At 66.5% G+C, this 22118-nt stretch carries 16 protein-coding genes; 3 read left to right on the top strand and 13 right to left on the bottom strand.

Features of this window, described 5'->3' with window-relative positions; genetic code table 11:
- Positions 1–13 precede the first annotated feature (13 nt).
- Genes KHP16_RS10145 through KHP16_RS10135 form a run of 3 tightly spaced genes read right to left on the bottom strand, consistent with a single transcriptional unit; the run spans position 14 to position 1796 of the window.
- Positions 14–775, bottom strand: coding sequence for a PilW family protein (locus tag KHP16_RS10145; protein WP_167468439.1), 762 nt, complete (start codon positions 773–775; stop codon positions 14–16).
- Complete coding sequence (locus tag KHP16_RS10140; protein ID WP_181366168.1) at positions 772–1248, bottom strand: hypothetical protein; 477 nt, start codon at positions 1246–1248, stop codon at positions 772–774. The genes KHP16_RS10145 and KHP16_RS10140 overlap by 4 nt, the downstream gene beginning before the upstream one ends.
- Positions 1245–1796 carry a GspH/FimT family pseudopilin gene (locus KHP16_RS10135; protein ID WP_167468441.1) on the bottom strand — a complete coding sequence of 184 codons (552 nt, stop codon included), beginning with the start codon at positions 1794–1796 and terminating at the stop codon, positions 1245–1247. The genes KHP16_RS10140 and KHP16_RS10135 overlap by 4 nt, the downstream gene beginning before the upstream one ends.
- Positions 1797–1988: 192 nt before the next feature.
- On the opposite strand from KHP16_RS10135, the gene KHP16_RS10130 reads away from it, so the two are divergent.
- The gene (locus KHP16_RS10130; protein ID WP_147306197.1) at positions 1989–2645 is read left to right on the top strand and encodes a hypothetical protein; all 657 of its coding nucleotides are present in this window, start codon (positions 1989–1991) and stop codon (positions 2643–2645) included.
- Here the strand turns inward: KHP16_RS10130 and KHP16_RS10125 are convergent.
- Positions 2642–2989 (bottom strand): transposase, encoded by a 348-nt coding sequence (locus tag KHP16_RS10125; RefSeq protein WP_167468442.1) that lies wholly within the window; start codon positions 2987–2989, stop codon positions 2642–2644. The two genes, KHP16_RS10130 and KHP16_RS10125, sit on opposite strands and share 4 nt — an antisense overlap.
- Before the next feature lie 280 nt (positions 2990–3269).
- Between KHP16_RS10125 and KHP16_RS10120 the strand changes: the two genes are divergently transcribed.
- Complete coding sequence (locus KHP16_RS10120) at positions 3270–4013, top strand: response regulator transcription factor (RefSeq protein WP_167468443.1); 744 nt, start codon at positions 3270–3272, stop codon at positions 4011–4013.
- On the top strand, positions 4010–5806 hold the full coding sequence (locus KHP16_RS10115) for a sensor histidine kinase (RefSeq protein WP_211960111.1): 1797 nt from the start codon (positions 4010–4012) through the stop codon (positions 5804–5806). Before KHP16_RS10120 ends, KHP16_RS10115 begins: the two co-directional genes overlap by 4 nt.
- A gap of 212 nt (positions 5807–6018) precedes the next feature.
- Here the strand turns inward: KHP16_RS10115 and KHP16_RS10110 are convergent, their stop codons facing one another.
- The 9 genes from KHP16_RS10110 to KHP16_RS10070 form a co-directional block, all read right to left on the bottom strand.
- Complete coding sequence (locus KHP16_RS10110; protein ID WP_211960110.1) at positions 6019–7734, bottom strand: PAS domain-containing sensor histidine kinase; 1716 nt, start codon at positions 7732–7734, stop codon at positions 6019–6021.
- Positions 7727–8425, bottom strand: coding sequence for a response regulator transcription factor (locus tag KHP16_RS10105; RefSeq protein WP_109583467.1), 699 nt, complete (start codon positions 8423–8425; stop codon positions 7727–7729). Before KHP16_RS10105 ends, KHP16_RS10110 begins: the two co-directional genes overlap by 8 nt.
- Positions 8426–8757: 332 nt before the next feature.
- On the bottom strand, positions 8758–10128 hold the full coding sequence (gene pelG / locus KHP16_RS10100) for an exopolysaccharide Pel transporter PelG (protein WP_109583468.1): 1371 nt from the start codon (positions 10126–10128) through the stop codon (positions 8758–8760).
- A 1-nt stretch (position 10129) separates the two neighbouring features.
- Positions 10130–11719, bottom strand: coding sequence for a GT4 family glycosyltransferase PelF (gene pelF, locus KHP16_RS10095; RefSeq protein ID WP_211960109.1), 1590 nt, complete (start codon positions 11717–11719; stop codon positions 10130–10132).
- Entirely contained in the window at positions 11716–12717 is a 1002-nt protein-coding gene (locus KHP16_RS10090) for a tetratricopeptide repeat protein (protein ID WP_211960108.1), read from the bottom strand. Before KHP16_RS10090 ends, pelF begins: the two co-directional genes overlap by 4 nt.
- Complete coding sequence (locus KHP16_RS10085; RefSeq protein WP_109583759.1) at positions 12710–14140, bottom strand: PelD GGDEF domain-containing protein; 1431 nt, start codon at positions 14138–14140, stop codon at positions 12710–12712. Before KHP16_RS10085 ends, KHP16_RS10090 begins: the two co-directional genes overlap by 8 nt.
- Positions 14141–14168: 28 nt before the next feature.
- Positions 14169–14714 (bottom strand): penicillin-binding protein activator LpoB, encoded by a 546-nt coding sequence (locus KHP16_RS10080; protein ID WP_109583471.1) that lies wholly within the window; start codon positions 14712–14714, stop codon positions 14169–14171.
- Between the two features lie 38 nt (positions 14715–14752).
- Positions 14753–18964, bottom strand: a complete 4212-nt coding sequence (locus KHP16_RS10075) for a tetratricopeptide repeat protein (RefSeq protein ID WP_211960107.1) — start codon at positions 18962–18964, stop codon at positions 14753–14755.
- Entirely contained in the window at positions 18927–21722 is a 2796-nt protein-coding gene (locus KHP16_RS10070; protein ID WP_244835740.1) for a bifunctional glycoside hydrolase 114/ polysaccharide deacetylase family protein, read from the bottom strand. Before KHP16_RS10070 ends, KHP16_RS10075 begins: the two co-directional genes overlap by 38 nt.
- Positions 21723–22118: the final 396 nt, after the last annotated feature.

Here is a 22118-nt window from a genome sequence, read left to right as displayed (position 1 = left end):
AGGCCGCGAGAACCTAGTCACGATACGCCACCCTTATCACCTGTGTGAGCGCTTCGGGCGACGTGCCCTGCGGCAGCCCCTTTGCAAGCGCAAGATCGAAACGCACCGTCGCAACGGCGTCCCACGATGCCGCGGCGGTCACCGCGGCAGCATCGAGATAGCGATCGACGCCGCCGTCCGCATCCTGATCGACGCCATACGTCACGGCGAAACGCGAGATGGATTCCGCCAGCGCATAAGTCTGGCGGTGCGTCCCGTCCGCCGACTCGACCACGCATTCGAGCACTCCGGCAGCGCTCACACGCACGGTCTGGAGGTACGTAGCAGGGGTGTCGGCCGCGGGCGGGCGGTCGCCGCCGCAGTCGCGCACGGTTTCGCCGCGCTGAATGCGGAAGCGCGTACGCAGGATGTTGCCTGCCGCGCCTGTGCCGTTCTCACCCGCAATCACCTGGCGGGGCTGCCAGCCGGCGCCGCCTTCGAATCCGCCGCGCGGTACGCCGTTGTACTCGCGATACGGATAGAAGCCAGCGGTCTGCACGACCTGCGACAGCCGATCCATGAGACGCGTCTCCGCCGATGCCAGTCGCGTCAGCCGGGACTGCTCGCGAAACGATGTCTTCATGCTAACGAAGATGCCGAACAACACGCCCATGACGACAAGCCCGACCGTCATGCCGACGAGCAGCGATATGAGCGAATGGCCACGCGCGCGGCGCTGGGTTGGCATCGCCGTGTGCCGGCATGCGCCCGTCATGGCGCAGGATGCGCGTCTCATGGCACGAACCGCAGCGACAGCCGGGACGGCGCCGCCGTCGCTGGCGTACCGCGTTCGCGCCACGACAGGTCGATCGTGCACACGTGCACGCCAGCGTCGGGCGCGCACGACGCGGTGGCGGCCGCTCCGGTAAGGCGCGTAGACAGACCCCTGCTCCATCGCGCCATGTCGAAGCGTGCAAGCTGTGCGGGCGCGCAGCGGGAAGCCTCGCAGTCCGGTGCGCCCGCCGCCGAGCCGATATCGAGGGACACGGTACGCGATTCCGCCACCCAGTAGCCTCGATTCGCCGAGATGGAAGCAGCCAGCCCTTGCATCTGATGAATCGCAAAAGCGCGCGCGCGCGCCTCCTGCGTGCGCAGCATCGACACGCCCGTCATGCGCAGAAAGGCGAGCCCGACCAGCGACGTCAGCAACAGCGCGATCAACGCATCGATCAGCGAGAACCCGTTCGCACCGCGCATGCTCCCCGTCATGCGCAGGCCCCCCTGCCGCTGCCGATCGACACGGATTCCGCCGCGACGTTGCTGAAACGAAGGCATCGCGTGATGTCCGTGATCGCGGCCGGCACGTCGAAGACGAGACGCGCGTCCGCGGGCAGGCTCGTGAACAGGCCATCCGCATCCGCCGTCAGCCTCTGCAATCGCGAGGTGGCGTGCGCCGAGCGCGCGCCGATGGTCACACCGGTACCCCATCCCCCGCGCCGCCGCAGCACCTTGTCGTCGGCATCGCGCGTGCCATCGCCGTTCACGTCGACAAACGTCATCCAGTCGTCCCGCCACACGCCGGCGGCATCGCAGGCATCCCCCTCCCCCGCCGCTGGGCATACCGTCACCGGCAGTCCGCGCCGCGTGGCCTCGCTGATGGCGAATGCCATGTCCGAGGCGGCGTCCTCCACGACCGCGTCGACGCGATTGCCCTGCACGAGCGCGCCGAGCCGCGGCATGGCCACGACCGCGAGCATGGCGATCACGATCAGTCCCACCAGAAGTTCCGTCAGCGTCAAGCCGTTTTCGTCGCGCATCGCCATCCTGTGCCGCATATTCACCGCGACAGCTTAGGACGCGAACCCCGTCGTTGCGCACTCTTGAGAAAACTTGATGGAGACCGAGGTCGACATCGAAATCGACATCGTAAAGAAGTGTCGGCGCATGCAGTCGCGGCATTCCATGGCGCCACAATCGCCGTGCGCCCTTATCTTTCCAGTACGAATGCCATGTCAATCCGATCCATCGAGCACGACGACGGGCCGCGCGCCTGGTCCGGCAAATACCCCGGCTCCCCGAGCCGCTTCCAGCTTCGGCATCCGAGCGTGCCGCGCGACGCGATTCCCGTCTGCGACGACGACATCGACTGCATCGTTGGCTATCAACGCGTGTTCGGGCGAGTCGCCTACGCATTCGATCTGCTCGGACAGACCGCGAAGATCTGGCGGCTAAACGACGATGAAACCCTATTCGATTCGAAAGAGTCGCGGCTCGTGATGGGCGAGTTGTGGCAACCCGGTGTGCGCGCGCGCACGCGCGCGGGTCAATGGGGCTATGGGGCCCTGCTTGGGAAGGACGCACGCGCGGCGCTTCGGCGGCGCTTCACCGAGCTCGGCAGCGCGCCGCTGTTGCTTGCCCCACGCGCGCTAGACCAGATGGAGCAGCCCGAGAGCTTCGTGCCGTTGCATATCCTTCGGCTAGGCATGCTGATTGGCCGCAAGAAGGCGGGCGGGAGCGAGTTCGAATTCGGCGCCGTGATGCTCGTCGGTGACGGTCAGGCAGGTGGACAGACATTCCAGATGCTGACGGTGTGGACGAATCACGCGATGAGCGTGATTCGCGACTTCGAGACGAAGCCCGTCCCCTCGTGGATGGTGGACGACTAGCCGTCATCCCGCGCGGACGGCTTGCGGCCGCGACGCGTGCGCGAGAAATCGACCTGCGCGTCCTGCGGCAGGCTGTCGCCCAGGACTTCCTGGACCATGCTCCAGACGCCGATGCTCTGCCAGTAGCGCAAGCGCCGCCAGCAGCTCACACCGGATCCCACGCCGAGATCGCGCGGCAGCGCATTCCAGCGAATCCCCGTGCGCAACACGTAGAGGATGCCCGTGATCGCCGCCCGATCGGAGACCGGTTCGCGTCCGCCGCGCGCGGCCTGCGGCTTGCTGAAGGGCATCACGATCGGCGCGATGCGTGCCCACAGTGCTTCGTCCACGATTCCTTCGTTCATCTTCGTATTCCCCTTGAAATGGCAGAAAAAGGAGGCCATGTCGCCATGGCCTCAAATCCCCTCGCTCGACAGGACGATCCTCCGAAGCCATCGGTTCTGGTTTCAACGTTCGGCGGACGTCCTGCTTCACTATGCCGGCGCCACGGGGCTTCTTCGACATTCTTGACGGACATTGATGTTTCAGCGGCGCGACTGTGACCATCTAATACAGTCCCATCGTGGAGATGCGCATGTCGTTCTGGTTAAATTACCTCATCCTCGACATTTACCCGGAGACTCAATGCGGAGCCGGCTACATATCGCTCTGCTGGAAGATGACGCCATGCAGGCGAGCATGATCACTCGATGGTTGAATGGCGCCAATCACGATGTCGCGACGTTCAGCACGGGGCGTGCATTCATTCGTACGCTACAGACCGAGAAATTCGACGTGATGATCCTGGACTGGATGCTGCCCGACATGTCCGGCATCGACGTGCTCGCATGGGCGAGGATGCGGCACCATCGCGCCACGCCCGCGATCGTGCTGACGCAGAAGAACGAGGGACGCGACGTCGCGACCGCGCTGCGTTCCGGCGCGGACGATTTCGTGCGCAAACCCGTGGACCGCGACGAGTTGCTGGCTCGCATCGAATCCGCGACGCGCCGCAAGGGGCTAGACCTGCAGTCCAGCATCTGCATCGGCGCGTTCATGCTCGACCGCGTGTCGGGCGCCGCGCGCCGCGGCATGCAGGACGTCCACCTCACCGCCACCGAGTTCGCGCTGGCGTGGGAACTTTTCGAGAACGCTGGACAAATCGTCTCGCGCGATCGGCTGCACGTGGCCGTCTGGGGCCGCAACCATACCGTGCAATCGCGAACGCTTGACGCCCACATCAGCAACCTGCGCGTGCGCTTCGGACTGCGCGCGGAAAACGGACTGCGCGTCGTCTCTCTCTACAATCACGGCTACCGCCTCGAAGTCGCGCAGGGACTGGCGGGCGAACCGACACCAGGCCTGCAGTGCGACGAGATCACGCCGTGATCCGCCTGCCTTCGCAGGGCAGCTACTGGCTGCTCGGCATCATGGTGCTCGGACTCGCCAGCCTGCCGATCATATGGTCGATCAAGAACGAGATCACCCACTACCAGCGGCTGCGGCAATCGCGGGAGGCGATGGCATTGTTCGTGTCGTTACTGCGGACCTACGAGGCCGCTTCGGTCGAGCGGCAAGCCAGCACGGCGTTACTGGGCCGCATCTCCTCGGAGCAGGCGGTGCATCGGCGTACGCAACTGACGCTCGCGCGCAGCGTCACCGATGAACGCATTCGCAATCTGGAAGAGATGCTGCGACGCGCCACCTGCACGCGTTGCTCGAATCTCGTCAATTCTCTTGCGCTCGTGCGCGCTCGGCTGGTGCCGGCGCGCGCGACGATGGACGCCCTGCATGCCGATGCCGCGCGCCAGCGCGCCCATGGTGCGATCCTCGGAGCCATCCACGACATGATCGCCGCGAACGAGCCATTCCAGCTGATGCTCAACCAATGCACGCTTGGGGTCGCCGAATTCAGCGCGGACGCGGCCCAGCCGTTGCAGCTTGCCCGGGACATCGCGGACATGCGCGAATACGCGGTGCGCTTTGGCTCCCTATTGATCGAACCGCTAGTAATGGGACGGTACCTGACTCGCGACGATCGCGAGCGCGTGGCGATCATGGAAGGCCGCGTGATGCAGTTGCGCGACATCATCGCGCTGCGGCTCGCCAGCAAGCCCTATCGCAGCCAGCTGCGGCACAGCGCGGATAGCGTGACCGAGGCCTACTTCGACAACGCCTACATGTATGCCCGTCAGTTGATCGATGCCGGCGAGCGCTCGGTGCACCGGACCGTACAGCCAGCGGACTTTGTCGCCGTCTATCGAAAGGGGACCGACGCCATCGCCCGTTTCCGCGATGCCGCGCTCGCACCCGCCACGGCGCAGCTCGACCTGCACATCGAGCGACTCAGCCACACGCTGCTCGCCATCACGCTGGTGAGCGGCCTGATCCTCGCCGCCCTCGCGGGGGTGCTCGTCCTGTTCCGCGGTCACTACGTGTCGCCGCTGGAAGGACTCGCACGCGGACTGCTGTCGCTGGGCCGGCCACGCGCCGCCACGCGCGCGGGCCATCGGGAAGCCATGATGGCGAGCCTGTCGCACGACATGCGTTCCCCGCAGGCGTCGATCCTCGCGCTGCTCGACATGGCGCGCACCACCCAGACATATCGGATGACGCCCGATCTGTTCGCGAAAATCGAGTCGCACGCGCGCCGCACGCTCAAGATGGTCGATGACTTCGTGCAGCTCAGCGAGCTGCACGTGCTGAAGTACCGGCCCGCCGATGTGGATGCATACGGCATCCTGCTCGATGCGATCGATGCCCTCACTGTGGCGGCGCACCGGCGCGGCATCACCCTGCAATTGTGCGAACCGGATGGGCACGCCTATGTCGTGCGCGCGGAGCCCGACAGCCTTTTCCGCGCGATCGTGAACGTGATCGACAATGCGATCAAGTACGGACCGGAGCACGACACGGTGCACTGCTGTGTCAGGCGAACACGGCGGCATGTGGAGATCGCGATCAGGGATCGCGGACCGGGTATCCGGCCGCAGGACATGCCGCATATCTTCAAGCGGTTTCGCCGCTTCGCGACGACGGCGATCGGTGACGCACCGGCAAGCGGGAATGGACTGGGGCTAGCGTTCGCCCGCGCGGCGGTGAGGAAAGCGCGGGGGCAGATCCGGTGCCGGTCGACGGTGGGCGTCGGTACGGAATTCACCATCGTGTTGCCAGCGAGGTAGCGTTGCAGTGGGAAACGCGACCAAAGAACGTGCCCGCGCCAGAACTGCTTGACGGGCTGGCACGGGCACAAAAAACTACGGATGCGGTGTCCGCAGCGGTTGAGATGGTAGGGAAGTTCGGGCAATCCGATTGCCAACAATTGTGTCAGATCGGGAACCTGTGCGTGCGGTCTCGCACATGTCAACGACATCGCGCTCTCGCGCGTTGACGATCAGTTGACCGTATCCGTATGTCCGTCTGTCTGTCCATCGATCGCGCACGCATCGTTAGGCGTCGCCACGCCACGCACGGGCAGCAGAATGGCGAACGTCGCGCCGCGGCCGACGTCGCTGTTCACGGTGATGCGGCCACCATGCCGCTCCGCCACGGTCTTCACGAAAACGAGACCGAGGCCGCTGCCAGATGGCCCCTCGCCGCCCGCATCGTTCACGCGGCTGAACGGCCGGAACAACCGTCCCTGATCGGCACGCGCAATGCCAGGTCCTTCGTCGGCGACCTCGATCGCAACGTGTCCGCGCCCGCGGCGCAGGCGTACGGTCACCGGGTGCCCCGAAGGACCGAACTTGATCGCATTGCTGACGAGGTTGGCAATCGCGCGCACAAGCAGCGCGGGTACCACGCGCAGGGGCGGACAATCCGGCTCGAGGTCGAGACGCAGTTCGACGCCTCTCGTCTTGGCCAGCGCCCACAATTCGTCCGTGGCATCGAGGATCAATCCCTGCAGATCGGCGGGCGTGAACGACAGCGTCTGCGATTCGGCCTGCGCGAGGCGGATGAAGTCGTCGGCGAGTGCGAGTGTGCGATGCGCCAGCTCGCCGATACGCGCGAGCAGCACGGGCTCCGGCAGCGCGCGGTCCGGCCGCGACTGCAGATCGATCAATGCGAGGATCGATGCCTGCGGGGAGCGCATGTCATGGGAGAGAAAGTGCATGGTCTGCTCGCGCTGCCGCTCCGCGCGACGCACCGCGGTGATGTCGATGAAGCTGACGATCGCGCCGGCGGGACGTCCGCTCTCGCCGTGCAGCGGAGCGCCATGCAGCAGATAGCGGCGGTCGCTCTCGGTGGCCAGCTCCACGCCTTGCGAGTCCGCGGATGAGACCACGGGCGCATGGTCTTCGAGCGTCGCGCATAGCGCGTCCCAGTACGCAAGGCCGGGCCCCGGCACCGGGAACAACGACTCGATGACGTCGGGAAGCGCGGGCGGATCGAGGCCATCGCCCGAGTCGCGCGGGTCTCGCGCGTTGACGCCCGATAGAACGGCGGGTACCAGCGCGACCGCGCGGCGGTTGGCGACGAGGATCACGCCATCGGCATCGCAGATCACGGTCGCCTCGGGCAGGCTCTCCAACCCATCCGCGAGAAAGCGCCGCATGTCGCGAAGCTGCGCGGTCATGCCATAGACCGCCTGCATGCTGCCGTCGAGCGTGCGGTCGTGCGACTGGCGTACGGGATGCAGACCGGGTTCGCGAGAGAGCCGTTCGACTTCTGCGCTCAGGAAGCGCAGCGCCGCTTCCTGCCGGCGCCAGCTCCAGAGCGGATAGAACAACAGGCAGCCGAGCAATCCGGTGGCCGGCGCGAACCACACATCGGCAATCGCGACGGCCGCCACGCTCGCGCCGACCAGCGCGCCCATTAGCACCATGGTGGAGATGAGCGCGCCGCGCGGCGTCAGCCGTAAGGCCGCGAACGCTGCGAGCCAGACGGGAACGAGCGTGCCGCACCAGAACCACAGCGCGCCAACGGTCTCGATACCGCCATCCTCTTCGGCGGCATGCAAGCGGGGCACGATGGCGACATCCATGATCGCGAGGTCGACGCGGGCGCTCCAGTTGAAACGCACCGACGCCGCCATCGCCAGCGTGACGACGGCAACCAGCAGCCCCCATTCGAGCAGTGTGCGCTGCCGGAATCTCGCGGGGTCATGCATCGGCGGCCCCCGCCTCCTCGAACCGGTAGCCGTGCGAGTAAACAGAAGTCAGGCGCACGCCGTTGTCGGGACGCAGCGCCAGCTTGATGCGGAGACGCGAGATGTGCGTATCGAGCGTGCGCGACCCGGCATCCATGGTGCGCCCCCAGACCGCCTGCTCGACGACGTCGCGCGACAGCAGCCGGCCGATATTGCGGAACAGGAAGAGCGCCAGATCGAACTCGCGCGGCGACAGCTCGATGGCATCGCCGGACAACGTGACGGTCCGTGCGCGCGCGTCGAGCACATACACGCCCTGCCGAACCAACTGCTCCTGCTGCGCCTCCGGATAGGCGCGGCGCAGCAGCGCGCGCACGCGGGCAACCAGTTCGCCAGGACGGATCGGCTTGCCCATGTAGTCGTCGGCGCCGACGGCGAGACCCGCCACGATATCGGCCTCGTCCACGCGGCTCGTGACGAACAACACCGGAGGCAGGCGGCCCGATTGCTGGCGCACCCAGCTCACCACCTCGTAGCCGCTCATGTCGGGCAGTTGCCAGTCGATGACCAGCAGGTCGAATACCTGGTCGCGCAACGCCCGCAGGAACGCCGAGCCCGTCGCAAAGCTCGTGCAATTGAAGCCGGCTTCATCGAGAAGCGTCCGAATCTGCTCGGCCTGACTCTCGTCGTCTTCGACTGACGCGATTCTCATTACATCCCTTTGCGTGACCACTGCCTTTCTCTGGCGGGCACGGCCAAGTTGTGGAGCATGGTAGACATGGGGCCAAAACCCCCGATGCCGCGTCATGTTACCTAATCGCGGCACCGCAAGTCGAGCCTGCGTCGCGACCAAGCGGGCGTTGGGACGCGATCTGTTGCGCAACTGCGCCGTGCGGGCCGCTGACAGAGGCATTCGAAAGGCATTCGAAAGGTGTGGCGTGGGGATTGGACCCCGCAGCAAATGCCGTGCCGAAAACAAACGCCCGCGGCAAGCGCGGGCGTCGGGCATGGCAGGCGGCCGGACGCGTTGCCGGCACACCAGTGTTACTGCAGCATGTAGGTTTCGTACTCGAGCCGATCGAGCTTGCGGTCGAGCAGATACAGCGCGAGGGCCACGACGAGCAGCAGCGACACCGCGAAGCCGTAACCGTACCAGGCCGGGCCGAGTTCCAGCGTGAGTCGCGTCAGCACGAAGTTCAGCACGACGAACGTGCCGGTCAGCAGCAACACTTCGCGGCGGCGGTCCAGGTAGAAGTAAATATTCAGCACGCCCAGCAGCACCACCTGCAGGCTCGCGCCGATCACGTCCACATACAGCAGGGGCAGATAGAGCTCGGAGATGCCAAGCACCGCGAGGACCCAGCGCCCGATCACCACCAGCACCAGCGCCGCGATGGCCTGCACCTTCACGATCTCGTACAAGCCGAGGCGGATGGTCTGGACCATCGTGTTGCGCATGTCCTCGATATGCTCGAGCGAGCTGCCACCACGCACCGCGTTGTAGAACGCATCGTAGTACTCGACGAAATCGGTCTCGATGCGCACAAGGAACACGGCCATGCCCGGGATGATGGCGAGGTAGGCCAGGAACACGGGGATGTCGTAGATGATGGACGCGTGCAGCGGCCCGATCACCTGTTGGCCCGTGGACGGCGCATACCAGAACATGAACTTGTCGAGCCAGATGCCGAGGTTGTACAGCAGGCCGATGATGACGAGGCTCGGGTAAAGGTTCTTGCGATGGAACACCTCGAACGACATGAACCGCTGGCTCGTGTAGTTGCGGTAGATCAGCGTGATCATGCCGACGAGCAGGCACAACTGGCCGATGACGAAGCCGCCCAGCAGTCCTTCGAGCCCGCGCCCGCGCAGCGCGAGCGCGGCGAGCACCGTGATCGCGTAGCCGACGAGGAACGTCCACACGATGGCCTTGTACTGCTTCATGCCGGAAAGGAAGATCACCGCGATCCAGATGTTGCTCATGATCACGAAGCCCGCAACCATCAGCAGGCGGTACAGCACCGATTGCTCGGGGAACAGGAACACCGCGCAGGCGACGCCGATCGCGCCCGACAGCCCCGTCACCAGCAGCGCCACCGCGTGGAAGTTCGGCAGGATGAGGTGGTCCTTCCGCTCGAACAGGCGGTCCGACGTAAAGCGCGTGAAGGACAGCTGCATGGGGCCCGTGAGGATCAGGCTCACCGCTATCAGGTAGGTCACGGACACCTGGAACTGCGTGATGAGGAGCCCCGGCACCACGAAACCGATGGACAGCAGACCGATCAGCAGGATACCGACGATCGACAGCACCCACGGGCCGGAACTGATGACGCCCGCGTAGGCATAGGCGCTCAGCATGCCCGTCAGGCTGTCCCGACGCAGCATCTTGCGCAACTCGAAACCGATGCCGGCCATGTCAGTGTCCTCCGTGCACCGGGCAGCGTGCTGGGTTGCCGCTACCGCCCGTGCTGTCTTTGCCGTGGTCAGGCTTGTCCATCAGCGCGCTATAGAGTTCGCGATAGCTGCCTACCATCCGGTCCTGCGTGTAATAACGTTCGACGCGTGCAATCCCTGCGCGCTGCGCCTCCTGCCAGCGCGCCGGGTTGGACAGCAGCGCAAGGGCGGCCTCCGCCAGCGCGGCCGGATCGGCGATGCGCACCACGCCGCCCGCAGCGCCCAGATCCGCATCCTCGCCGGGCAAACCGAAGATCAGTTCGCGGCACGAGCCCACGTCGGTGGTCACGCAGGGCACGCCCGCGGCAAAGCCTTCGAGCACGACGAGCGGCAGCGCTTCGGAAATCGAGCTCAGCACCATGACGCCGACCTTGGGCAGGAGTTCGTCGATGCGCTGGAAGCCGAGAAACTTCACCTTGTCGCCGAGGCCCAGCGATTCGGCCAGGCTGCGGCACTCGCGCGCGTATTCCGGGTCTTCATCCTCCGGACCCGCGATCCAGCCTTCCGCATCGGGGTACTCGCGCACCACGGTCAGCATCGCGCGGATGAAGGTCTTGATATCCTTGATCGGCACGACCCGGCCGATCAGGCACAGCACCGGTGGCACGCCAGGCGCGCGCTTGTCGCGCAACGCGGCCAGCCGCGGGAGGTTGATGCCGTTGGGAATGTTGCGCGTCCGTTCGGCACGGGCGCCGTCCTGTACCTGGCGGCGGCGGTTGCCTTCGTAAAGCGCGACGATCTCGTCGCCGGCGTCGTAGCACACGCGTCCCAGGGTCTCGAAGAAACGCACCCAGAGCTCACGGAAGTAGCTGATCTGGGAGATGTCGCGCTCGAACACGTTACGGTTGTCGCGGATCCACTGGCTCTGGAACAGGTCGATCTTGCGTTCCTTCGTGTAGATGCCGTGTTCCGACACCAGCAGCGGCCGCGCATTGCGATATCGCAGCATCGCGCCGAGGAAGCCCGCGTAGCCGGTGGACACCGTGTGGTAGACCTTGGCCGGGATCAGGTTGTCCGCGATGCGCACGAGCTGCCATAGCGGCTTGTGCATGATGCGGATGGTCCAGAAATAATCGGTGAACGACGGGTCCGTGCAGAAGCGGCGATATTGCTCGGTGATCGTCTGCCACGCGCGCTTGCTGTAGAGGAACGCGTCCTCGGACAGCGCCCCGCCCTCGCGTAGCGCAGGCATCAGCTCGCGGATCAGCTCGCCCGCGCGCGCCTCGTTGCCGGGCTCGCGCAGCATCTCGTGCAGTTCGTCCGAACGCGCGAAGGCCTTCGCGTCGCCGGGACTGCCATGCACGAGCGGCGGCGGCGGAAAGTCGTACAGGAAATGCGTTTCCAGATGGACCACGTTGTCCGGCAACGTATATGCCATGTCGCCATAGTCCTCGCGGCGGCTGCCGATGAAGACGATGCCGAAGCGGATGTCCGGAAACGCCCGGATCATCTGATTGACCCAGCTGGAAACGCCGCCGCTCACGTAGGGGAACGTCCCCTCGAGCAGCAGCATCACGTCGGCGGAATCGCCCTTGACCAGAATCTCGCTCATGATTGCCAGTACCGCAGCAGGGGCCGCACCAGCGGGAGCGGCGAAGGACTGTCGAATGCCGTCATCAGCTTGCGGACGGCGGCGTAATCGCGTTCGAGATAGGCGGCTTCCGCCAGCAGCGGCAGCACACGATCGCGCGGGAAGCCGAGCGACTCGGCGCGCTGCAGATACTCTCGGGACTCGGCCGGCGCGTTGCGCGTGAGCGCCAGACGGCCGCGCATGAACCACAGCGAGGCATTGTCGGGCTGGGTCTCCAGCGCCGCGCTGGCATAGCGCTCGACCTGGCTCGCGGTGTAGCGGTACACGTCGCCCTGCACGAGGTTCTGATAGATCAGTTCCCAGTACAGGTCGGCCAGGCGCTTGTTGATTTCGCCGCGCGCCTGCGCGCTTTCGGCCTGTTCCAGGCGCGGCAGCTCGGCGAGGATCTGCTGCGTGAGTTGCTTTTCGGCGCCGTCCAGCATGCCGTAGGCGAGCAGGCGGATATCGTCGGTGCTATCGGCCAGCAATTCACGGAGCACGGGGCTCGACGTCCGCGCGGGCATGGACTGCATGGCCACCAGCGCGGTCATGCGCTCTGGCAGCGGCGCGCGCGTGTTGCCAAGCTGCGCGCGCAGCCGCGCGCCGCCGCCGTGCGTGACGCGCTGGATCAGATGCGTGACGAACTCGGGCAGCGTCACCGACGCGATGCCGGTGGCGTCGTACTTGCCGGGGAACAGCTTGGCGAACAGCAGGCTGCCCAGGCAGACCAGCACGCCACCGAGCGGCACGAAGAAGCAGAACAGCGTGAGGTACGTGTAAGTCCAGCCGAACGGCACGCGAAAGCGCCGCGGCAGCAGCAGGTACAGCGCGAAGCCCAGCAGCAGCGCCGCGATGGCTTGCAGGCCGAAGAACGACAGCAGCAGGCCGAGATCGGCCTCCGTGCCGCCCAGCACGCTCCGGAACAGCAGCGCGAGCGCGGCGATCTGGGCGGCGGTGCCGCCGATGGCGAACTTAAACATTGACCTGGCCTGTTTCGATGGCGGCCGTCAGCGCGCCATCGTCAAGCTGGCAACGCTGGAGCAGCCGGACGAGCGCATCCTCGGCGCCGGTCGCCGGAACGGAGAGACTGTGCACGGCGATGTGCGAGCCCGCGAAATCCACGCCGAACTGCGCGCGCAGCATATCCTCGATCCGGACAAGGTAGGCCGACACCGCGGCGCTGTCAGACAGAGGCATCAGCGTCAGCATCGCGCGATGGCTCGGGCTGCGCACGGGCCATGCGACGTCGAGCGCGCGGCGGCTGCGCACGACCTGCTCGAACAGCGCATCGCGCGCTTCGTCGAGGTCGAATACCAGCGCGACCACCGAACTCTCGATGCCCGTCTCGCGACGCAGGCGCGAAAGGCGGGCATAGTCGAGCGCGAACGGATACGGGCATGCCGGCAGCAGCGTCTGGATGCTGTGCGTCGCCGGTGCATGCTCCACGCCGTCGGCGTAGTACCCCATGAGCACCATCAGCAGCTGCAGATTCTCGTACGTGAGCGACAGGAACGGCATGCGCTCCACCACGAGCACGCCGATCAGATGGTCCGACCCCGCGAGCACCGGTGCGACCGCGACGTACCGCGTCTGCGCATCCTGCTGCAGGCCCGTGGACCGCAGGTGCGCGAGCGCGCGGGTGTCGATGCAGTGCTGTACGAGCGGATCGTTGACGTCCAGATCGAACGCCGGGCCGATGCTCGCCGAGGCGCGAGGTGCGACCGTCTCGCCATCGACCGCGTACAGCGCGGCCGCTTCGACCTGGCACGCCTGCGCCACCACCTGCAGCATCGGCTGCGCACCCATCAGCGCGCCGCGCGCGCCCTGCGCCTTCGCGATGTCTTCCAGCGCCACCGCGCGCAGCTGCGACAGTGTGTCGCGCAGCGTGGTCGGGCGTGCCAGCAGATCGTTCTCGAGGCGCGCATGCGAGATGCGCAGCAGGTAATGGTTCTTGGTCAGCGCGGCCAGCCGTTCGTCCAGGTAGCGGTTGACCGCGCGCGCGCGCGCCAGGCGCGTGCCCCAGATGTCGCCAAACTGCCCCGCCACCAGGACCATCAGCAGGCCGCCGAGGAAGAACAGCCGCGGAAATGCCTGGGTGCCCGCCTGCAGGCTGTCGAAGAAGAACCAGCCGCCGAGCAACATCAGCACCGCGCCCACGCCGATGAGCGTGCCATAGCGCAGTGCGAGAATCAGCGGCAGCAGCCAGGCCCACGGGAACCCCATGCCGAGCAGCAGCGGGTTCTGCGGCAGCATCGCGTAGGTAATCGCCATCGCCACCACCATGATGACGATGAGTTCCACCACCGCGGCGCGGCCGCTCACCGCGGGCGCCAGCACGCGGGCGTAGCGCCCGCCGAGCCCGATGCCCTGCCCCTGCCGGGTCTTTGCCGTGGAATTGGCCACGTTTGTCCCCTTCGCAATCAATTCGGAATCAACCCTGCGTCAGCGGCGCCAACAGGCGGCGCAGCAGCTTCTGCGCGGTGCCGGACAGCGATTCGCGGCTCCAGCCGCTGTCGCTGCCAGTGGCCGACCAGACCACGTCGCCGCTGGACACGTCAATCAGCTGCAGCGAGATGCCGACAGCCGGCTCGCCGTCCACGCCAACCTTGTAACGCCATTCCTGCACGGCGCCGGTCAGGGCGTAGCGCGCGCGCTCGCCGCGCGCCCACTCGAGCGCCTTGCCCACCGATTCACGCTCGGCCGGCTCGAACAGCGTTTCCGGGTTCAGGCTGGCCGGGTAGCGCTTGACGCTGCCGATGCCGTTGGTCTTGAGCAGCGATTCGGTGATCGCTTCCGCGCGCAGGCCGGCCTGCGGCGTTTCCGTGTAGTTCACGATCGGCAGCATCGCCACCGTGTCGCCGCGCGCGATCGCGGGCGCGCGGCCCACGTCCGTCACCGCGCAACCGCCGAGCCACAGCGCCGCGCCGAGCGCGGTGCACCACGCCGCGAGGCGTCCCATGCGAGTCGTCTTGTTCATGTCAATCTCCCTGTATCTGCTGAAAGCGTTCATCGTGATCAATACAGCCAACGGTAGCGCACGCCAACTTCGGTCAGCGGCGTGCCGAGGTTGCGCGCCGCGGTTTCATGCGACCAATACACCGACAGGTGATCGTTGCCGAAGACCCTGCCGGCGATGCCGAGGCGCGCGCGGAAGTTCTGGCCCGAGCGCGTATCGCGCAGCAGGCCCACTTCCGCGAACGGACGGAATTTCTTGGTGTAGTCGTCGAGCAGCTCGGTACCGAAGCTGAACACGACACCCGCCTGCGTGAAGCCGCGCGGCACGAAAATCGAGGACGTGGTCTCGTCGTCATCGGCCGGCACCAGGCTTTGCATGCGCGGAGAGAGCGTATTGCCGTTGGCGCTGTAGTTTGCATGCGTGCCGACCACGCGCACCGTGTAGTCCGGATACGCGGTGCGGATGCGGTAGCCCGCTTCGAGGTCGTACACCATCCCGTGGCCGAGCACCGTGCGGTCCTGGCCATAGAAGTGATCGTATTGCACGCGGCCGCCGACGAATTCGCGTAGGCTCAGGCGGTATTGCGCCCCAAGGCTGAACGTATCCTTCGCGCCGCCGACGCGCAGGTATGCCGATTCGTCGGCCTGCTGGTTGTAGCCGGCCAGCGTGGTGAACGTCAGGCGCCCATCGGTGTTCCAGTCGCCGAGGAAGCGCGCGGTCGTCATGTTGTCGACGCCGTCACGGTGGCCCACGCCAATCAGGTAACGCTTCTGCGAGTCGCGGTAGCTCAGCGCCAGCTCGGCACGGCGGTCAATCGACGGCACGTTGACGAGTTGCGTCGGGTCCGTCGAGCGCTGGTCGCGGAACGTGCCGCGCAGGTTCAGCGCGTAGCCGCCCCACAGGCGCGCGCCGGCACCGAGGCTGTACTCGAAGTACTCGAGCGGCTTCTGATGCTGGAACGTGACGCGCGGCTCGATGGCCTGCGCGTCGAACAGCAGCGCATCCTCCAGGGTCTCCTGCAGCACGTCGTCCGTGCGCGCGAGTTCCTGCGCATCGAAGGCCTGCGTCTGCGCCGCGCCGATGCGGTCCAGCGCGCGGTTGGCCTCGATCCGGCTCGTCACCGGCACGCGGCCGACCTGACGTTCGAGGATCCGGTCGATGGCGTTGAGGTCGTTGTTATCCAGTGCGATCGAGATCTCGGCATAGGCCGGGCGCTGGAAGCGCTGCACGTACTGGCGCGCCAGCCACGAGCGCGCTAGCTCGTTCGACTCCGACGACATCGCCCATGCCAGCGCCACCTCGCGGCTCTCGGCCGAGATCGCGTTCTGGCGGCGGCGTTCGCGCTCGGTCAGCGCGGCCGGCAGCCTGACCTCGAGTTTGGGCAGGCCCGGAATGTCGCCCAGCTGCGACGGGGATTTGGGATCGGTCACCGACGCATTGCGCGCGGCCACGATAGCGCGGTCGCGGCGGAGCATCTCGATGACGAGCGTGCGCGAAACGTCGGCGGAGGCGAACGTCTGGCCGAGCGACACCATCTGGCGCTGCAGTTCCGCGCGCGACGGCAGGCCCTGTTCGTTCTCGTCTTCCTCGCCGTCGCCGTTCTCGTCGTCACTGGCTTCCGCACCCTTCAGGCCGCCCTTTGCCCAGTTGTGATGCAGGTCGATCCACGCCTGACGGCGAATGCGCCATGCCATGTCGTTCTGGCCGATCGCCTCGTAGGCATCGGCCGTGAGGCCCAGCCACAGCGGGTCCGCCGACTTGCCCACGGCCATCTTGCGCAGGTAGTGCAGCGCGGTGCGGCCATCCTGGAAACGCATCGAGCCGGCCGCATACGCGCCCCACAGGCTCGGATCGTCCTCGGCCTCTCTGCGCAGGCGCGTCATCACGGCGCGCACTTCGTCATCGGTGCCCATATCGACCAGTGCCCACAACAGACCTGCGAACGTCTCGCTATCCGCATCGGGCAGGCTGACCGCGTGGCGCAAGTCGGCGAGCGACTTGTCGCGCTGGCCGGTCGCGCGGTAGTACTCGGCGCGGCGCATCACGAAGCGCGCGGACTGATTCGCTTCCCGGCGTTCTTCCGGCGTCAGGCTCGACAGCAGACGCTCGAGGCGGATCCACGCATGCGCGCGCGTGTAGTAATACACGGCCAGTTCGAGCTGCGAGATCTTGCGATGCTTGTTCCAGCCCGCCTCGGCGATCCGGCCCGCATCGATCGGCGTCTTGTCGTAGTACGCGATCAGGTTCGAGAAGTCGGCCTCCTCGGTGTCCCGCACCTCGGACAGGCAGTCATTGCGCGCGGCGCCGGGCGGCATCTTCATGCACTCGGCGTCCTGCGGTTCGCCCACCGAGATCAGCATCTGGCGGTAGGCATCGCGCAGGAGTTCGTCGCGCTGCGTCAGCTTGGCGAGCTCGGTGAACGTGCGCCAGTACAACGTGTCCTTCGGGCCGGCCTTGGCGCGCGCGGGCAGCATCGCGTCCATGGCCTGCGAGATGCGGCCCTTGACGTATAGCATGTTCGCGCGCTTGACGGCGTATTGCGGCCGCGCGCCAAAGCGGCGCTCCAGCTGCCCGTAGATGGCGAACGCGCGGTCGTCCTGGCCGGCGCGCTCGGCAAGCTCGGCATTGCGCTCCATGACTTCTCGCGCATGCGGACCGTTGCTGAGGCTGTCGAGGAATGCCATCGCGGCCTCGGGCTCGCCCAGGCGCTCGTACGCGGCGACCACTTCATCGACGGTCTTGAGATCGCCGCGCGTCGCGCGGTGACGCAGCGCCGCCAGATAGGCGCGATCGTCGGAAAGGCCAGGCGCGAGGCGCATCACGTTGTTCCACGCGCGCTCGTCGTTGGTTGCCTGTGCGTACTCCAGCCAGCTCTGCAATGCGATCGTCGGCTGGCGGTTCCATTCCGCGACCTGTGCCAGCCGCTCGCGCCATACCATCTGGCCGGGCTGCTTCTGCACGGCGGTCTGCGCCACGCGCATGGCCTGATCGAGATTGCCCGCGGCGAGGAACACGCGGTAGGCGAGCTCGTAGTCGTCGGCATTGAACGGCTTGCCCTCGGCGGTGGCCTGCGCCACATCGGCCTTGGCCTGCGCCTGAGCCTGAGCCTGCTCCTGAACCGGGGATCTGGCAGCGGCGGCCGGCGCAGGACGTTCATCCGCGACGCGGCGGATACCGAAGCCGTCGCCCATCGCCTCGCGGCGGGCGACGCCGCGCGGACCATCGAGGTAGACGAAGTTCCGGGCGAGCCACGGCTCGGTGTCCGACACGCGGCGAACGGCCGCTGCCATCGGAAGCACGTGCGCGCCCACAATATGCGTGTCGGGCACCGGCGCGGCAACCGGGCCGAGGACGGTCCCGTCGGCGAGATGCTGCCCCGTGCCGATCGACGACAGCTTGAGCAGCCGCTCGACGTAGCGGGCCGCCACATCGGGACGGTTCGCCGCCAGCGCCAGCCTGGTCAGATAACGCAACACTTCCGGATCGCTCAGCAGCTTGCCGCCCCGGCGATCGGCCTCGATCAGCGCCTCTTCCAGCAGATTGCCCGATTGCAGCGTCTGCAGTGCCTGCAGGAACAGCTTGCGCTGTTCCTCCGGGTTGCTGGCCCGCGCCTGCGCGTCGAACAGCGCGCGCGCGGATTCCCGATAGTCGCCGCTGCCGAGCGCGATGCCCGCCAGTTGCTTGTTGTAGAAGTCCGCGTGCGCGGGATCCCGTGTCGCCAGCGCGCGGTAGAGCTTGCCGGCAGGCTCGGTGAAGCCCGCCTGGCTCGCCTGCGTGGCCATCGCCTGCAGTTCCGCCAGGGACCAGCGCGGCAGCATGCGGTCGCCCGTCGCGGTGTCCAGCAGCGACTTCATGTGCGCCATGTAGCCCGCGCGTTCCGGCGTATCCGGCTGGGCCGCGTACGCGCGCTGCAGCGTGATGTCGATGCGCGTGCGCAGGATCGGGCCCGAGGCATCGATGCCTTGCACCGATTGCATGCGGTCGAGCAGTTTCTCGGCGTCGTCGAGCCGGCCGCTGCGCGCGTACTGTTCCGCCAGCACGCCCATGAAGCTCACGTCGTTGGGCGCGACGCGCGACCATGCCTCTAGGTAGGCGACGGTCAGGCCGTCGACGGTACGCCCCTGCCCGAGCAGACGCTCGCGCAGGGTTTCGCGCGGAAACATGAGGCCGAGGCCGATCCCCACCATCGCGGTGAAGGTCAGCACGAGCGCGGGCGGCAGGAGCCGCTCGCGCTCAACCGGCGCAACGGACTTCGACGGGTTGCTTGACATTGATTGGATCGGTAACCGCGGGAAGATCGAAGCGCAGCGTGTTGCGGTCGCGCACGCCCGTCACGGGCTTGCCATCGATCGTCACGCTGCATTGGCCGGCGTTGGCGAGCCGGAAGAAAGGCTTGAAGTAGCCGCCGAACGTGAATCGCGTGACGCCGCCCTCGCGCTTCCAGTCGCGCACGAGGCCATTCGCTTCGGCGATTTCCGGCACGACGGCCGAGGGCGCTGCGGCCGTCGTGAAACGCGCATCGCCGCCGGACAGCTGGACATACACGCCGCCGCCCGGTGCCGGCGAGCTGCCGGTCACGCCGCGCGCGCTGGCCACGTCGGGCTTGCCTTCGCCGGTCCAGCGCAGGTTGCGCAGGTTGCCGTCGCCGCGGATGACCCAGGCGCCATTGGGCGGCGCGCCGTCCGTGCCGTCGCCGAGCTCGCGCGCGACCGCCATGTTTTGCCAGTCGAGAACCTTGCGCACGTAGTCGGTGGAATGAATCGGCATCAGCGGCTGCGTCAGCACGTAGTCATATACCTTGCGCAAGGCGCGCAGCGATGCGGCCTTGGTGCCGGAGTAGCTGTGATAGTAGATGTTGACCGGCTTGAACCGGTACGGCTTGTCCGTCAGTTCGTACGTTTCGATCACGCGCTCGAAGCCGTAGAACGGACCGTGCCACAGGTTCGTGTAGATGTTCTCGTTCTGGTTCGTCGCGAACACCTGGAAGGTGTTCTCGGCCTTGTGGATACCGAGGGGCGCGACGGCGGTCCACGACGGGTTGCTGCGCGTGATCATGGTGTCGCCGCCGTTCATGTTCAGCACGCCCGCCTTGTCGGTCAGCTTGAGCGCTTCCGGCGGCGCCTGGCAGTCACCCGGCCACAGCAGCATCTTCACGGGCTTGCCCGGCGGCGCCAGCACGCGGTTGATGTAGTCGATCGAACCGCCGATCTCGCGCTCGAGGCTCAGGCGATAGCCCGGAATGGCGAGGTGATAGTCGTCGTCGCCTTCCGCGAAGCGCGCATTGCTCTGTTGCGGCTGCACCGTCCGCGTCCATTCGAACGGGTGCGAGTACGTATGGCTCGCCACTTCGACGTAGGGCTGCGCGAAGATCTTGCGCGCGATGGGCTCGAGCTCGGGCGCGAGCTTCGGATACATGCCGCTCTTGCCGACTTCGCCCTCGATGACGGACATCGTCATCGGCAGCTTGTAGCGGTCGAAGATCTCGCGGAACAGGACTTCGCCGGAATAGCCGCCACCGGGAATCTCGGCCTTCGAGGCAAAGCCGTCGCCATCGATGTGGATGGTCAGCAGGCGGCGGCCCGATTCCGTCGTCGTGTCCGGCACGGGCATGCGCGGCAGGCGCAGCGCTTCCGTGAGGAACTTGAGCGGCTCGACGACCCAGCGGTCCTGATTCGTGGCCGTGTTCTCGCGCACCGCGTACGGGCCCATCACGTAACCGCCCCACGGCATGATCGCCGCGGCATCGTAGGTCAGGGTGCCGGACTTGAGGCGCAGCAGCGAACGCGCGCCAGCGGTGTCAGGCACCTGCACGGAGATGGCCTCGGTACGGTCCGGCGCCACGGGCGTCTCGAAGCCCATCATCGCGTCCTGCGACACGATCTGCACGGGGCCCGACACGCGGCCCTTGACGGGCTTGAGGCTCAGCATGCGCGCGAGCGCTCCCCCCACCTGCGCGCCGAAGTCATTGAGGAACACAACGGGCACGCCCTGCGCGATGCGCTTCTCCACCCACGAGAAGAAGCGGCCCGGGTCTTTGGTCACGTTGCCGTTGAGCCAGACCACCACGCCCGCGTAGCGGTCGGGGCCGATCTCGGGCAGCGGATCGCGCGTCTCGGCGAACTCGACGCGATAGCCAAGGTAGTTCAGCGGCATCGAGACGAAGCGCACGCCGGCCGTATCGTCGATCACGACGTCGGACTGGCTTTCCTGCACGACGAGCACGCGGCGCGGCATCACTTCCACGCGGCCGATGCCGACCGTCTGCAGGCCGGGGTCCGTCACGTAAGGCGTGATGCCGAGCGCGGAAATGCGGCGCGCCGTGTCGCGCGCGCACTTGCGGTCGAACGGCGGGCAATAGTCGATGGACACCACGGGCAGGCGGTATTGCTCGCGGACGATGCGTACCTGGTTCAGCAGCCACTCGCGGTCCTTGTCGCTGACCTCGGTGAAGCGCGTACCGGCCTGATCCCAGCCGCGGAACAGCGATTCGAACACGACGGCGTAGGCGAGGTCATGCACCTGCGGCAGGATCTCGAAGCCGCGGTTGAACACGAGCTTCGCTTCCGGGTAGCGCGCCTTGACCGCGCGCAGCACCTTGACCATGCCCGCTTCCTGACGCGTACGCTCGGCGTCCGTCTTCGCGATCAGATGATAGGAGTCGAGCGTGTCGAGGAAAAAGCCGCGATAACCGCGATCCCACAACGGCTTGATGACCTTCTCGACATAGAACTCGGCCCAGCCGTCGGCGGCCTGATCGACGACGCGCGCCTGCCAGGCGTCGTTATTGCCCTTGAGCCAGCTGGCGGGAATGTCCTTGAAGTAGCCGCGGCTCGGCAACACCTCGCCTACGCTGACATAAGCGAACCACGCCGTGTGCGGCGTGTTGGCGGTACGCGGATCGAACCCGCTATCCGGCTCGACCACCGCGGCATCGAATGCCTGCAGCGCATCCACGGGCGGCTTGGCGCCATAGTGGAAGGCAATGTCGAGGGTGCCCTGCGCGGCCGCGCCGGTCCCGAATGCGGACAACGCGATGGCAAGGGAAAAGCAGGAAGAAAGGCGCGACCACAGACGCGCCCAGGCCGTTCTGATTGTTGGCTTCACTGGCGATTCCGCTTCTTCTTTCTGTTACGGCATCTCGCTGTGAACACCCGCCCCGTTGCGGACGCTCACCGAGCGCTGACCCTGCCCGATGCCGGCTTTGGCGACACGGTACCGGAAAACGGCCGTGGCACAAGCAGGCAGGATGCTAGGCCATTCGTTTCAAACAGATTGTCAAAAATTGTGCCGAGGCCCTGGATAGAGCCACTGAAAAATCAGGTGGAAATGATTCCGACAGGGTCGCGGCGGACGCGTGAAATCCGCCGGTTTTGCGTGGTAAGCATGGTGTTTCCCCGGTTCCTCTAAAGCGCCGGCCATGCAGGT

The organism is Cupriavidus plantarum (assembly GCF_905397285.1).
GTDB classification, from domain to species: domain Bacteria; phylum Pseudomonadota; class Gammaproteobacteria; order Burkholderiales; family Burkholderiaceae; genus Cupriavidus; species Cupriavidus plantarum.
The sequence above is the reverse complement of the archived record's forward strand: the minus strand, read 5'-3'. Positions and strand labels throughout refer to the sequence as shown.